Here is a 12,937-nt window from a genome sequence, read left to right as displayed (position 1 = left end):
CTCACCCGCCCGCCTCTGCGGGAGCGGCTGCCCGCTCCCGCAGAGCTATCAGGCTTTGCGAAGTGGCGTGGTCCAGCGCTCGGACAGAATCACCCCCGCCAGCGTCAGCGCGCCACCAATCAGGTGATAAGCGTGCAACTGTTCTTTCAATACCACCGCCGCAATCAGCGCAGTGATCAGCGGCAGCAGGTTGAAAAACAGTGTGGTGCGGCTCGGGCCCAGGGTGGCCACGGCTTTCATCCAGGCCAGAGGCGCGATCATCGATGCCAGCACACAGGCGTACAGCACCAGCCCCATGTTGTGCACGGTCGGGCCGACCTTGGGGGAGGCCAGGTACAGCGGAAACAACACCACAATCGCCACCAGTATCTGCATGTAGAGCATTTGCAGGGGCGGCAGGCGCAGCTGCCATTTCTTCAGCAGGGTGCTGTAAACCGCATAGGCCAGGGTAGCGATCAGCATCATCGCGTCACCCAGGTTCAGGCCATGGTCGAGCAAGGCTGCGAGGCTGCCGCTCGACACCACCACCAGCACACCGGCAAACGACACGACGGCACCTACCAGAGCCCCGGCCGTCAGGCGCTGCCCCAGGCTGATAATCGACATGGCCAGCACCATCAACGGCATCAGCGACAGGATAATCCCCATGTTGGTGGCCGAGGTGCGGGCTGCCGCGTAGTAGGCCAGGCTTTGGTAAATCGCCATGCCGAGCACGCCGAGGACGAAAATCTTGCCCAGGTTGGGGCGGATGACTGACCAGTTGGCCATCACCGGCTTGAGCATAAACGGGGTAAACAACAGGCCGGCCAGCAGCCAGCGGTAAAAGCCGATCTCGGACGGGAAGATCGCGCCGACCGCCAGTTTGTTGATCACGGTATTGCCGGCCCAGATAAAAATGGCCAGTAGCGGGTAAGCGTATTGCATCAGGAACAACCACAGGGTTAATGAGGGGTGATTATCCGCTTGTCTGTCTGCAAGCCTATACTTCGATCCGGCCAACCTCATACCGAATCCAGACAGCATGCGCAAAAAACTGATCAGCGTTCCCGAATTCGACGGCTTGCCGGCGCCGGTTTACTTTCGCTACGCCGAAATCGAAGCTCACAGCCATGCCATATCTCACGTACATGCCTGGGGTTCGCTGGATTACGTGGCCCACGGGGTGATGCGCTTCGAGGTTGCCGGTCAGCGTTTTATGTCGCCGCCGCAGTATGCGGTCTGGGTTCCGCCCAACACCGAGCACAGCGCCTACAATGCGCAGGCCATTGTGTACCGCTCGGTGTATCTGGATGCCGAGCATTGCCAGCATTTGCCGACCACCCCGGTCACGCTGGCCATCAGCGATATTCTCAAGGCCATCCTCAGCGACTTTGCGCGGCGCGATATCAATATCCCCCGGACCGAAGCGGATATTCGGCTGGCCCGGGTGCTGGTCGACCAATTGCGTCAGGCGCCGGTGCACCAGTGCTATCTGCCTTATGCCAGCCATCCGGGTTTGCTCCATGTGCTCGAAGCGCTGCAACTTCAGCCCGGCGATAACCGGCCGCTGGGCCAGTGGGCTGAGCAGGTGCACGTCAGCGAACGCACGCTGGCACGTTTGTTTGTCCGCGAACTGGGCATGAGCTTTGGCGAGTGGCGCCAGCGCCTGCGCTTTCTGGCAGCGATTGAGGCGCTGGAGTCGACGCGCAGCGTGCAGGACGTGGGCTTCGATCTGGGTTACAGCACCTCATCGGCGTTTATCGCCATGTTTGCGCGCCAGGCCGGGTGTACGCCGGAGCAGTATCGACGCCAGGTTCGGCCGCGGTGAGAAGTCACTGGTCATGCCCTCGATGTAACAGAGTTTGTCTACACTTCAGAAACATCCGCTGCCACCTGGTGCGGTGATAAGGAGAAAACTCCATGAAGATGCTGCGTGTACCTCTGCTGCTGCTCGGCTTGCTGTTGTGCTCCCAGGGTTTTGCGGCCACCGCCCAACAAAACAAAATGACCACCTGCAACGCCGAAGCCAGCACCAAAACCCTCAAGGGTGATGAGCGCAAGGCCTTTATGAGTAACTGCCTCAAAGCCAAACCGGCGGCCGCAGCCACCACCCAGCAGGAAAAAATGAAGACCTGCAATGCCACTGCCGGCACCCAGGCCCTCAAGGGCGATGCACGCAAAACCTTTATGAGCGATTGCCTGAAGAAAAAATAAAGCGGGCTCTATAGCTGCTGACGAGACACTTCAGCTGTGGGAGCGAGCCTGCTCGCGAAGGTCATTCGCGAGCAGGCCCGCTCCCACGGGGGGTATTGAGGTATAGCTTCAGCCCTCGCCGGTCACAAATTCTAGTGCTCCCTGCCGAAGGCTGGCAGACTGCCTGTCCTTTCGCGCTGCCAGTTTTGAGGCTGTATGCCATCGTTTTCTCAGCGTCACATCATGCTTGCCAGCTACATCATCATTGCTGGCGGTCTGTTGCTGGTTTTTCCGTTACGTTTGTTGCCAAGCCTGCTGGCCGGTTTATTGGTGTTCGAACTGGTCAATATGCTCACCCCGCAATTGCAGCGTCTGATCGCAGGGCGGCGAGCACGCTGGCTGGCGGTGGCGTTGCTGGGCACCCTGATTGTCAGTGTGCTGGCGCTGATATTCGCCGGTGCCATCAGCTTTTTGCTGCATGAAGCCGAGAATCCGGGTGCTTCGCTGGATAAGTTCATGGTCGTGGTTGATCGGGCGCGTGGGCAATTGCCGCCGTTCCTGGACAGCTATCTGCCCGCCAGTGCCGCAGAGTTCCGCATCGCCATCGGCCAGTGGATGAACAAGCACCTCAGTGATCTGCAGCTGGTGGGCAAAGACGCGGCCCACATGTTTGTGACCCTGCTGATCGGCATGGTGCTGGGGGCAATCATGGCCTTGCAGACCATTCCCGATATCAGCCGCCGCAAACCGCTGGCCGCCGCGTTGTTCGAGCGCCTGCACCTGCTGGTACAGGCCTTTCGCAATATCGTGTTTGCCCAGATCAAGATCGCGCTGCTCAACACCGTGTTTACCGGCGTGTTTCTGGCGGTGGTACTGCCGCTGCTGGGCATTCACCTGCCGCTGACCAAAACCCTGATCGTACTGACCTTTCTGCTGGGCTTGCTGCCGGTGATCGGCAACCTGATCTCCAACACGCTGATCACCATCGTTGGTCTGTCACTGTCGATCTGGGTGGCGGTGGGTGCGCTGGCCTATCTGATTGTTATCCACAAGCTGGAATACTTTCTCAACGCCAGGATTGTGGGCGGGCAGATCAGTGCCAAGTCCTGGGAGCTGCTGCTGGCGATGCTGGTATTTGAAGCAGCCTTCGGCCTGCCGGGCGTAGTGGCAGGGCCGATTTATTACGCGTATTTGAAAAGCGAGTTGAAGCAGGTGGGGTTGGTCTAGCCGTTAACCTTAAATGCTGTAGCCGCTGGCGCAGGCTGCGATAAGGGCCGAAGGCCCTTGAAACAGCGGGGGCCGCAGCGCAGCCCGTCGCAGCCTGCGCCAGCAGCTACAGGATTCGGGATCAGCCGTAACGCTTTTTGGCTTCAATCGCCAAACCGTTGCCGATGCTGCCAAAAATGTTGCCTTCCACGTGGTTGGCATTGGGCAGCATGGCCGAGACACTCTGACGCAAGGCCGGAATACCGCTCGAACCACCGGTGAAGAACACCGTATCCACCTGCTCGACACCTACGCCTGCGCTGTTGAGCAAGTTGGTCACGCTGTTGCGGATGCGCTCAAGCTGGTTGTCGATGGCCGCTTCAAACATCGCCCGGCTCAGGTCCACGCTCAGTCCAGGTTCAACCCGATCCAGCGCCACATGGCGGTTTTCGTTGTGGGTCAGTTCGATCTTGGTTTCTTCGATTTCCATCGCCAACCAGTGACCGGCACGCTGTTCGATCAACTTGAACAGGCGATCGATGCCGCCGGTGTCGACGATGTCGTAACGCATGCTGTTCAAGGCAATCTGGGTTTTTTGCGCGTACACCGAGTTGATGGTGTGCCAGGTGGCCAGGTTCATGTGGTGGCTGGTCGGCATGTAGGCGCCGCTTTTCATCCGGCTGCCGTAGCCGAACAACGGCATCACACCTTGCAGGCTCAGCTGTTTGTCGAAGTCGGTACCGCCCACGTGCACACCGCCGGTGGCGAGGATGTCGTCCTGGCGGTTATCCATGCCACGACGCTCGGGCGACAGGCGCACCAGCGAAAAGTCGGAGGTACCACCACCGATATCGACAATCAGCACCAACTCTTCGCGCTCGATGGTCGACTCGTAGTCGAATGCCGCCGCAATCGGCTCGTACTGGAAAGACACTTCCTTGAAGCCAATGGCGCGTGCCACGTCGGTCAGGGTGTTTTCGGCTTCCTGGTCGGCCAGGGGGTCGTCATCGACGAAAAACACCGGGCGGCCCAGCACCACTTCTTCGAAGTCCCGACCGGCGGTGTCTTCGGCGCGCTTTTTAAGCTGACCGATAAACAGCCCCAGCAAGTCCTTGAACGGCATCGCCGTGCCCAGCACGCTGGTGTCGTGCTTGATCAGCTTGGAGCCCAGCAGGCTCTTGAGCGAACGCATCAGCCGGCCTTCGTAGCCTTCCAGGTACTCATGCAGCGCCAGACGGCCATACACCGGGCGGCGTTCTTCAATATTGAAAAACACCACGGAGGGCAGGGTGATCTTGTCGTCCTCCAGCGCGATGAGGGTTTCCACGCCTGGGCGAAGCCAGCCGACGGTGGAGTTGGACGTGCCGAAGTCGATGCCGCAGGCACGTGCTGGAGTGGCGCTTTTCATGTCTTTCGTGTTCCGGTTAAAAAACGGCCGCGCAGTGTATGTCAGACCGCCACAGAATCGAAGGGCGACGATTCGCTAATTCGCAGGTTTTAATCCCCTTGAAAGACTATCCTTCATCCCCAAACTTCCAGACATTGGTTTGGTGGTTGTCAGGCGACTCTGTGAAGCCCGTAGGCTGCCGATAAACTTTTGCAGCACCGTTCAGCCACACGATTGAGATCGGTCAATCCACAGGCGGGCCGACCAGAGCATTCTGGGTGCCCAGAGCGGCGCGATATTGATAACGGATGGTGATCCTTACATGGACTTCAAAGACTATTACAAGATCCTGGGTGTGGAGCCGACGGCTGACGATAAGGCGATCAAGACCGCCTATCGCAAGCTGGCGCGCAAGTATCACCCGGATGTAAGCAAGGAAAAGGACGCCGAGAGTAAATTCAAGGACGTCAACGAGGCCTATGAAGCGCTTAAAAGCGCCGAAAAACGTGCCGAGTACGATGAAATTCGCAAATACGGCCAACACGGCCAACCGTTCCAGGGACCGCCAGGCTGGCAGGGCCGTTCCAGCGGTGGTTTCGAAGATCAGGGCGATTTTTCAGACTTTTTCAGCTCGATCTTCGGTTCGCGCGGTAATGGCTTTGGTGGTCAGTCGGGTCGCAGTGCGGGTCGACGTGGACAGGATGTAGAAATGGAACTGCCGATTTTCCTTGAAGAAACCCTGTCGGGCGAGTCGAAGCAGATCAGCTTCCAGATCGGCGATACCAGCAAGACCCTGAGCGTGAAGATCCCGGCCGGTGTGACCGACGGCGAGCGTATCCGCCTTAAAGGCCAGGGCGCGCCGGGCATGGGCGGTGCCGCCAATGGTGATCTGTACCTGATCATCCGCTTTGCGCCGCACCCTAAATTCGATGTTGAAGGCCACGACCTGGTCATCACTGTGCCGTTGGCACCGTGGGAAGCTGCGCTGGGCACCAAGGTGGCGATACCGACCTTGACCAGCAAGGTGATGATGACCATTCGCCCGGACAGCCAGAGCGGTCAACGCTTGCGCATCAAGGGCCACGGCCTGAGCGACAAGCAAGGCCAGCGTGGTGATTTGTATGCCCAATTGAAAGTGGTCATGCCGACGCATGGCGACGAGGCCACCAAAGCACTGTGGCAAGAACTCGCCGACAAAGCCGCATTTGACCCGAGAGCCCAATGGAGTAACTGATCATGAGCAGCACCCTGATCGTTCAGCTGGACATGGAAAGGTTCTGCGAAGAGGCCAATATCCCGGCCACTTACGTGATAGAGATTGTCGAACACGGAATTATCGAACCTCAGGGCCGCACGCCAGACGTGTGGCGTTTTGAAGACTACGAACTGGTCATCGCCAAGCGTGCGGCCAAGCTGCGTGATGATTTGCACATGGAGTGGGAAGGCGTCGCCCTGGCGCTGGACTTGCTCGAAGAAGTGCAGCAACTGCGGGCCGAAAACCAGCGGCTCAAGCAGCAGTTGGGGCGTTTTGTAACGCAATAACTGCCGCAGGGCGTTTGAGCGTCACAAACCGGTGGGAGCTGGCTTGCCTGCGATGGCATCGACGCGGTTTAACTGTCAGACCGCGGCGGTTTTATCGCGAGCAAGCCCGCTCCCGCACGTGCCGATCTCACAGGGCCCAGGTGTTCCTGGGCAACACCACGGTAAACGTCGTGCCCTCGGCTTCGGTCGAGATCACGTCAATCTTGCCCTGGTGGGCGTCCACCACTTCCTTGATGATAAACAGGCCAAGCCCCAGGCTGGTCGACGTCCCCGGCTGGCTGATGTCTTCACTCGGGCTGCGTACCAGCGGGTCGAACAGGGTGGCAATCGCGTCCTCGGCAATGGGCTGGCCCAGGTTGTGGACACGCAAGGTCACTTCATCGGCATCCCCGCTGAGGGTGAGTGTCACCTTGCCCCTGCGGGCGCCATGTTGCAGTGCGTTGCCGATCAGGTTCTGCAGCATTTGCCCCAACCGGCGCGGGTCCCACTGGCCCTGAACATCGCCTTCAACATGCAATGTCGGGGCGCAGTCGGGTTGCCCGGCGCAGGCTTCGTCCAGCGCGGCCTGACAGGCGAGGGCCAGATCCATGGCCTTGGGTTCTATCGGCAGGCTGCTGCCCAGGCGGCTGCGCACAAACTCCAGCAGGTCGTTGACCATTGCACCCATATGGCGCGCGCCATTTTTTATGCCCCGTACATAGGTTTGCGCATCGACGTCGAGCCGGGTTTTGCGCTCCAGCATTTCGGTGGACATGCTCACCGCCTGCAACGGCGCGCGAAGGTCGTGACCGAGAATGGCGAGGAAGATGTCACGCGAGCGACTGACCTGCTCGGCATAGGCTGCCGTGGACTCGGCCAGCGCCTGATCAATGGCCTCGTTGAAGCGGATCATGTCCTGCAGGTGGGAGAGGGCCGGTGCGTCGATACTGGCAACCCACAGGCGAATCACGCAGGCGCGCAAGTGGCGGAACTCCGAAGTCATCTGCACCAGATCGAAACCTGCGGTATGGCGCAACTCGCCGTGGCTGGCGGCAGCGTCATCCAGGGCGGGGCTCGACTCGGGGCCTTCGCCTTCGGCTTTGGCCTGTTGCTCGCTGGCGGTTTGCGCGGTGTTCATGTCCCGCGATGCGGCCAGCAGGATTTCTTTGGCATGGTCGCGCAGCGCCAGGCTGTTCATGGATTCAGCCGCGGGCGTGATGGTTTCGGCAAATTGCTCCCATTCATCGACGATACGGTCAACGTTGTGCACGATGAATTCTGATAAGCGCATGACCACAAACCTTGCTGCAAGAGCGGTTGTGAAAAAAGGTGGCGCATATTAACGCCAAATCCCCCTTTTCTATACAACCGCCAATCTCCTGCCAAAACGGCGCATCAGAACAGAAAGTAGCGCTGCGCCATCGGCAATACATCGGCCGGTTCACACCACAGCAACACGCCATCGGCCTTGACCTGATAGGTCTGGGGGTCGACTTCAATGTGGGGTAAATAGCCGTTGTGAATCAGGTCGGTTTTTTGCACGTCGCGACAGCCTTTGACCACGGCGATCTGCTTGTGCAGGCCCAGCGCGGCGGGCACACCTGCGTCGAATGCGGCCTGGCTGATAAACGTCAGGCAGGTGGCGTGGCGCGAGCCGCCGTAGCTGGCAAACATCGGCCGGTAGTGAACCGGCTGCGGCGTCGGAATCGAGGCGTTGGCATCCCCCATCAGGCTGGCGGCAATGGCGCCGCCCTTGAGAATCAGCGTCGGCTTGACCCCGAAAAACGCCGGGCGCCACAGCACCAGATCGGCCCACTTGCCCACCTCCACCGACCCCACTTCGTGGCTCACGCCGTGGGTGATGGCCGGGTTGATGGTGTATTTGGCGATATAGCGCTTGGCCCGGAAGTTGTCGTTGCCGGGGCAGTCCTCTGCCAGCGGGCCGCGTTGCTTTTTCATCTTGTCGGCGGTCTGCCAGGTGCGGGTAATGACTTCGCCCACCCGGCCCATGGCCTGGCTGTCGGAGCTGATCATCGAGAACGCGCCCAGGTCATGCAGGATGTCTTCGGCGGCGATGGTTTCGCGGCGGATGCGGCTTTCGGCGAAGGCCACGTCCTCGGCGATGCTCGGGTCCAGGTGATGGCACACCATCAACATGTCCAGGTGTTCGTCGATGGTGTTGCGGGTGAACGGCCGGGTCGGGTTGGTGGAGCTGGGCAGCACGTTGGTCAGGCCGCAGGCCTTGATGATGTCTGGCGCATGACCGCCGCCCGCACCTTCGGTGTGATAGGTGTGGATCGTGCGGCCCTTGAAGGCGGCCAGGGTGGTTTCGACAAAGCCCGACTCGTTCAGGGTGTCGCTGTGAATGGCCACCTGCACGTCGTACCGGTCGGCCACGTTCAGGCAGTTGTCGATGGCGGCAGGGGTGGTGCCCCAGTCCTCATGCAGCTTGAGGCCGATGGCCCCGGCTTCTACCTGTTCGATCAGCGGTTGCGGCAGGCTGGCGTTGCCCTTGCCGGTGAACCCCATGTTCATCGGGAACGCGTCGGCGGCCTGCAGCATGCGCGCCATATGCCACGGCCCGGAGGTGCAGGTGGTGGCATTGGTGCCCGTGGCCGGGCCGGTGCCGCCGCCGATCATGGTGGTTACGCCGCTCATCAGCGCCTCTTCGATCTGCTGCGGGCAGATGAAGTGGATATGGGTGTCGATGCCGCCTGCGGTGAGGATCATGCCTTCACCGGCGATGACTTCCGTGCTGGCGCCGATGGCGATGGTGACGTTGGGCTGAATGTCCGGGTTGCCGGCTTTGCCGATGGCGTGGATGCGCCCGTTCTTGAGCCCTACATCGGCTTTGACGATGCCCCAGTGATCGACGATCAGCGCGTTGGTGATGAGTGTGTCCACCACCTCGCTGGCGAGCAATTGGCTTTGGCCCATGCCATCGCGAATCACCTTGCCGCCGCCAAACTTCACTTCCTCACCGTAGGTGGTGAAATCCTGTTCGACCTCGATCCACAACTCGGTGTCGGCTAAACGAACCTTGTCGCCCACAGTGGGGCCGAACATCTCGGCGTAGGCCTGGCGGGATATTTTCATTGTGCGTTCCTGAAAATTTGTGGGACATCTTCTGTGGGAGCGGGCTTGCTCGCGATGGCATCTACGCAGTTGTGCAGTCAGACCGCGTTGCCCGAATCGCGAGCAAGCCCGCTCCCACAAGGGTGTGTGTCGGGATCAATCCAGATTGCCCATTACCCGCCCGGCAAAACCGAACACCCGGCGCAGCCCGGCCAGTTCAACCAGTTCCACTTCCCGGGTCTGGCCCGGCTCAAAACGCACCGCCGTGCCTGCCGCAATATTGAGCCGCATGCCGCGGCTGTCGCCACGGTCAAACATCAGGGCATCGTTGGTTTCGAAAAAGTGATAGTGAGACCCGACCTGGATCGGACGGTCGCCGCGGTTGGACACGCTGAGCGTGTGCGTGCGGCGGCCCGCATTCAGCTCGATGTCGCCCGATTCAATGCGGTATTCGCCTGGAATCATTGCGGTTCACTCAAGGTTTTGAAGTAGATGGCGGTCGGGCTGTAATGGCCGTTGGGGCTTTGGCAATAGTTGGGCAGCTCGCCCACGCGGGTGTAACCCAGGGCGCTGTAAAAGTTTTCGGCAGGGGAGCCGGCTTCGGTGTCCAGGTGCAGCAAACCGCGCTTTTGCTCACGTGCGCCTTGCTCCAGGGCGTGGATCAGCCCCTGGCCAAGCCCCCGGCGCCGCGCTTCATTGAGTACCAGCAGCTTTTGCACTTCGGCGCGGTTCAGGCCATTGGCCTTTTGGCACAAAATCAGTTGCACGCTGGCCAGTACGCGCTGGTCTTCGATCAGGACCCAGAGCAGCAGGTTGCCTTGCTCCAGTTGGGCGTGAACCTCGTTGAAATAGCGGCTGGCCTGCGGCTGATCGAGGTCGTTCATAAACCCTACCGAGGCGCCGTGCCCGACGGCGTCGAGCAGCAGCACAATCAAGTCATCGCGGTACCGGGCAAAGCTTTGCGCCGTGACGCGCACTACCTGTTCTGTGTTCATTCGGCGCATTCCTGTGGCGGCAGTGCGCCGGGGTTGAGCATCAGTTGCATAAAGGTCAGGTCGAGCCAGCGGCCGAACTTGATCCCCACTTGGGGCATGCGCCCGCTCGTGACAAAACCAAGCTGTTTATGCACATGGATCGACGCTGCGTTGGCGCTTTCAATGGCCGCGACCATTACGTGTTTGTCGCAGGCCCGGGCACGCTTGATCAGTTCGGCCAGCAACTGCGGGCCGAGGCGCTTGCCCCGTTGCTCGGGGTGGACGTACACCGAGTGCTCGACCGTGTGGCGGAAGCCTTCAAACGGGCGCCAGTCGCCAAACGAGGCGTAGCCCAGGGGGATATTGGCGTCGTCGACGATCACCAGGACCGGATAACCCTGGGCCTGACGGGCGTTGAACCATTGCAGGCGGTTGTCCAGATCGACCGTCTGCTCGTTCCAGATCGCGAGGGTGTTGAGCACCGCATCGTTGTAGATATCGCGAATCGCCGGCAGATCGGCCGGGACGGCATCACGAATAACGTAAGACATGGTGCGGCCTCAGGCGATGGGTTGATGGACAGTGACCAGCTTGGTGCCGTCCGGGAACGTGGCCTCGACCTGAATGTCGGGGATCATTTCCGGGATACCTTCCATCACCTGCTCGCGGGTCAGCAGGGTGGTGCCGTAGTGCATCAGGTCGGCGACGGTGCGCCCGTCACGTGCGCCTTCAAGCAGCGCGGCGCAAATATAGGCGATGGTTTCCGGGTAGTTGAGAATCACGCCGCGCGCCAAACGTCGCTCCGCCAGCAGGCCGGCGGTGAAGATCAGCATCTTGTCTTTTTCGCGTGGGGTCAGGTCCATGGTGGAGTCCGTGTTCGGCAGTTAAAAGTGATGTGTGTGGGAGCGGGCTTGCTCGCGATGGCATCACCGCGAACTCACTGGCAGACCGGGGCGTCTGCATCGCGAGCAAGCCCGCTCCCACAGGGTTATTCAAGTACTCCAGATGCGTGGTGCCAGCGCCTCGCGGCCCAACAATGCCGGACGCAGCAGGCGCCATAGATCGATCAGCCAGGCCCGAGCCTGTAAGGCTTCGCCCGACAGGCAGCGTGCCACCAGCAAGCCCGGTAACTGAGTCAGATCACCACGCACCGGGTGGGACAGGTTGCGACACGTTTCCAGCAGTTCGGCGCTGATTTCACCGGTCACCAGCAAGGTTGAAAACACCGGGTTGCCATCCAGCCCGATGGGGGAATCCAGCAAACCGTCGCCGCCCACAATGCGCTGGCGCTCATGCCAGAGCAACTGGCCGTCACGGCGAATATCCAGCCGCGATTGAAAGTGGCCTTGCTCAAAACGCTCGCCGCTGGCCAGTCGCCCAAGCGCCACCATGTCCCAGTAAAACAGCCGCGCATCGCCTTCAAGTTCGATGCGGGTGGAGAGTTCGGCCTGGGCAGCACTGAATATGATGGTCTCTTGTGGCAGCCATTCCAGGGTCGCTCCGGCGGCCACGTTCAGGGTCAGGTTCTGATAGGCCGGGCCTGCCGCGCGATACCATTTGGCCGCGCCGGGGCTGGTCAGTTGTGCCCAGGCATCAGGGCCGACGCTGGCGCGAATGTCGAGGATGTCACCCCCGGCAATCCCCCCCGGCGGGTGGACAATAATGTGCTGGCACACCTGGGGACCTTCGGCGTACAGGTGCTTTTGCACCCGCAACGGGCCGACATGACGGCGCAGGGTCGGGCGCGTGCTGTCGCCAAAACGGCCATAGCCCAGCTCCAGCTCGGCATGCCAGCTGGGGGTGAACAATGTGGTCGTGGCAGGCAGGTTCATATGTAGGACTTTTCGCTATTAAGAGACGCAGATTAAATCGTTACCAGCCCGCGTACACCTTCTGTTTGCATATTTTCACCCCGGCCTTGCTGCACGATTTCACCCCGGGACATCACCAGATACTGGTCCGCCAGTTCTTCGGCAAAGTCATAAAACTGCTCCACCAGCAAAATCGCCATGTCCCCCCGTGCGGCGAGCATTTTGATCACTGCGCCGATCTCTTTAATCACGGACGGCTGAATGCCTTCGGTGGGTTCGTCGAGAATCAGCAGGCGCGGACGGCTGGCCAGTGCGCGGCCAATGGCCAACTGTTGCTGCTGCCCGCCGGACAGATCGCCGCCCCGGCGGTGCTTCATTTGCAGCAGTACCGGGAACAGTTCGTAGATAAACGCGGGCACCTCCTTGGCCTCGGAACCGGGGAAGCGCGACAGGCCCATCAGCAGGTTTTCCTCCACCGTCAGGCGCCCGAAAATCTCCCGGCCCTGGGGCACGTAAGCGATGCCGGCGTGCACCCGTTGATGGGGCTTGAGCGCGGTGATGGTTTTGCCTTCCCATTGCACTGCGCCTTCCTTGACCGGCAACAAGCCCATCAGGCACTTGAGCAGGGTGGTTTTGCCCACGCCATTACGGCCCAGCAGGCAGGTGACTTCGCCGACTTTGACCTCAAACGACAGGCCCCGAAGAATGTGGCTGCCGCCGTAGAACTGATGCAGATTTTGGACGTCAAGCATGTATGAAATCTCCCCATGCCCCTGTGGGAGCGGGCTTGC

Annotated in this window: 15 protein-coding genes; 5 read left to right on the top strand and 10 right to left on the bottom strand. The window is 60.5% G+C overall.

Annotated features, from left to right (window positions below; translation table 11 throughout):
* Positions 1–48: 48 nt before the first annotated feature.
* A complete protein-coding gene (locus tag ACZRMS_RS00305) occupies positions 49–924 on the bottom strand; it encodes a DMT family transporter (RefSeq protein WP_463993624.1) in 876 nt (291 codons plus the stop codon).
* Between the two features lie 97 nt (positions 925–1,021).
* Between ACZRMS_RS00305 and ACZRMS_RS00300 the strand changes: the two genes are divergently transcribed.
* The 3 genes from ACZRMS_RS00300 (at position 1,022) to ACZRMS_RS00290 (ending at position 3,399) form a co-directional block, all read left to right on the top strand.
* Complete coding sequence (locus tag ACZRMS_RS00300) at positions 1,022–1,807, top strand: AraC family transcriptional regulator (RefSeq protein ID WP_463993623.1); 786 nt, start codon at positions 1,022–1,024, stop codon at positions 1,805–1,807.
* A 92-nt stretch (positions 1,808–1,899) separates the two neighbouring features.
* On the top strand, positions 1,900–2,193 hold the full coding sequence (locus ACZRMS_RS00295) for a PsiF family protein (RefSeq protein ID WP_463993622.1): 294 nt from the start codon (positions 1,900–1,902) through the stop codon (positions 2,191–2,193).
* Positions 2,194–2,388: 195 nt separating this feature from the next.
* A complete protein-coding gene (locus ACZRMS_RS00290) occupies positions 2,389–3,399 on the top strand; it encodes an AI-2E family transporter (protein WP_463993621.1) in 1,011 nt (336 codons plus the stop codon).
* Positions 3,400–3,520: 121 nt separating this feature from the next.
* Here the strand turns inward: ACZRMS_RS00290 and ACZRMS_RS00285 are convergent, their stop codons facing one another.
* The gene (locus tag ACZRMS_RS00285; protein ID WP_463993620.1) at positions 3,521–4,786 is read right to left on the bottom strand and encodes an Hsp70 family protein; all 1,266 of its coding nucleotides are present in this window, start codon (positions 4,784–4,786) and stop codon (positions 3,521–3,523) included.
* 301 nt (positions 4,787–5,087) lie between these two features.
* On the opposite strand from ACZRMS_RS00285, the gene cbpA reads away from it, so the two are divergent.
* Complete coding sequence (gene cbpA / locus ACZRMS_RS00280) at positions 5,088–5,999, top strand: curved DNA-binding protein (RefSeq protein WP_463993619.1); 912 nt, start codon at positions 5,088–5,090, stop codon at positions 5,997–5,999.
* 2 nt (positions 6,000–6,001) lie between these two features.
* On the top strand, positions 6,002–6,307 hold the full coding sequence (locus tag ACZRMS_RS00275) for a chaperone modulator CbpM (protein WP_463993618.1): 306 nt from the start codon (positions 6,002–6,004) through the stop codon (positions 6,305–6,307).
* Between the two features lie 127 nt (positions 6,308–6,434).
* Here the strand turns inward: ACZRMS_RS00275 and ACZRMS_RS00270 are convergent, their stop codons facing one another.
* From ACZRMS_RS00270 to urtE, 8 genes are all read right to left on the bottom strand, one after another.
* Positions 6,435–7,577 (bottom strand): sensor histidine kinase, encoded by a 1,143-nt coding sequence (locus ACZRMS_RS00270; RefSeq protein WP_463993617.1) that lies wholly within the window; start codon positions 7,575–7,577, stop codon positions 6,435–6,437.
* A 104-nt stretch (positions 7,578–7,681) separates the two neighbouring features.
* The gene (ureC, locus tag ACZRMS_RS00265; RefSeq protein WP_463993616.1) at positions 7,682–9,382 is read right to left on the bottom strand and encodes an urease subunit alpha; all 1,701 of its coding nucleotides are present in this window, start codon (positions 9,380–9,382) and stop codon (positions 7,682–7,684) included.
* Between the two features lie 135 nt (positions 9,383–9,517).
* Positions 9,518–9,826, bottom strand: a complete 309-nt coding sequence (locus ACZRMS_RS00260) for an urease subunit beta (protein WP_463993615.1) — start codon at positions 9,824–9,826, stop codon at positions 9,518–9,520.
* Entirely contained in the window at positions 9,823–10,356 is a 534-nt protein-coding gene (locus tag ACZRMS_RS00255) for a GNAT family N-acetyltransferase (RefSeq protein ID WP_463993614.1), read from the bottom strand. The genes ACZRMS_RS00260 and ACZRMS_RS00255 overlap by 4 nt, the downstream gene beginning before the upstream one ends.
* On the bottom strand, positions 10,353–10,886 hold the full coding sequence (locus tag ACZRMS_RS00250; RefSeq protein WP_463993613.1) for an N-acetyltransferase family protein: 534 nt from the start codon (positions 10,884–10,886) through the stop codon (positions 10,353–10,355). The genes ACZRMS_RS00255 and ACZRMS_RS00250 overlap by 4 nt, the downstream gene beginning before the upstream one ends.
* Before the next feature lie 9 nt (positions 10,887–10,895).
* Positions 10,896–11,198: an urease subunit gamma gene (ureA, locus tag ACZRMS_RS00245; protein ID WP_463993612.1), complete on the bottom strand. Its 303-nt coding sequence runs from the start codon at positions 11,196–11,198 to the stop codon at positions 10,896–10,898.
* Between the two features lie 129 nt (positions 11,199–11,327).
* On the bottom strand, positions 11,328–12,167 hold the full coding sequence (locus tag ACZRMS_RS00240) for an urease accessory protein UreD (RefSeq protein WP_463993611.1): 840 nt from the start codon (positions 12,165–12,167) through the stop codon (positions 11,328–11,330).
* 32 nt (positions 12,168–12,199) lie between these two features.
* Positions 12,200–12,898: an urea ABC transporter ATP-binding subunit UrtE gene (gene urtE, locus ACZRMS_RS00235; protein WP_463993610.1), complete on the bottom strand. Its 699-nt coding sequence runs from the start codon at positions 12,896–12,898 to the stop codon at positions 12,200–12,202.
* Positions 12,899–12,937: the final 39 nt, after the last annotated feature.

This window comes from Pseudomonas sp. B424 (assembly GCF_055408345.1).
Note: the sequence above shows the minus strand (reverse complement) of the source record. Positions and strands in the feature narration are given on the sequence as shown.

Bases quoted from the DNA above. Each gene is read 5' to 3' on its own strand.
- ACZRMS_RS00305 (WP_463993624.1), bottom strand. From the start codon at position 924: ATGCAATACGCTTACCCGCTACTGGCCATTTTTATCTGGGCCGGCAAT.
- ACZRMS_RS00300 (WP_463993623.1), top strand. From the start codon at position 1,022: ATGCGCAAAAAACTGATCAGCGTTCCCGAATTCGACGGCTTGCCGGCG.
- ACZRMS_RS00295 (WP_463993622.1), top strand. From the start codon at position 1,900: ATGAAGATGCTGCGTGTACCTCTGCTGCTGCTCGGCTTGCTGTTGTGC.
- ACZRMS_RS00290 (WP_463993621.1), top strand. From the start codon at position 2,389: ATGCCATCGTTTTCTCAGCGTCACATCATGCTTGCCAGCTACATCATC.
- ACZRMS_RS00285 (WP_463993620.1), bottom strand. From the start codon at position 4,786: ATGAAAAGCGCCACTCCAGCACGTGCCTGCGGCATCGACTTCGGCACG.
- cbpA (WP_463993619.1), top strand. From the start codon at position 5,088: ATGGACTTCAAAGACTATTACAAGATCCTGGGTGTGGAGCCGACGGCT.
- ACZRMS_RS00275 (WP_463993618.1), top strand. From the start codon at position 6,002: ATGAGCAGCACCCTGATCGTTCAGCTGGACATGGAAAGGTTCTGCGAA.
- ACZRMS_RS00270 (WP_463993617.1), bottom strand. From the start codon at position 7,577: ATGCGCTTATCAGAATTCATCGTGCACAACGTTGACCGTATCGTCGAT.
- ureC (WP_463993616.1), bottom strand. From the start codon at position 9,382: ATGAAAATATCCCGCCAGGCCTACGCCGAGATGTTCGGCCCCACTGTG.
- ACZRMS_RS00260 (WP_463993615.1), bottom strand. From the start codon at position 9,826: ATGATTCCAGGCGAATACCGCATTGAATCGGGCGACATCGAGCTGAAT.
- ACZRMS_RS00255 (WP_463993614.1), bottom strand. From the start codon at position 10,356: ATGAACACAGAACAGGTAGTGCGCGTCACGGCGCAAAGCTTTGCCCGG.
- ACZRMS_RS00250 (WP_463993613.1), bottom strand. From the start codon at position 10,886: ATGTCTTACGTTATTCGTGATGCCGTCCCGGCCGATCTGCCGGCGATT.
- ureA (WP_463993612.1), bottom strand. From the start codon at position 11,198: ATGGACCTGACCCCACGCGAAAAAGACAAGATGCTGATCTTCACCGCC.
- ACZRMS_RS00240 (WP_463993611.1), bottom strand. From the start codon at position 12,167: ATGAACCTGCCTGCCACGACCACATTGTTCACCCCCAGCTGGCATGCC.
- urtE (WP_463993610.1), bottom strand. From the start codon at position 12,898: ATGCTTGACGTCCAAAATCTGCATCAGTTCTACGGCGGCAGCCACATT.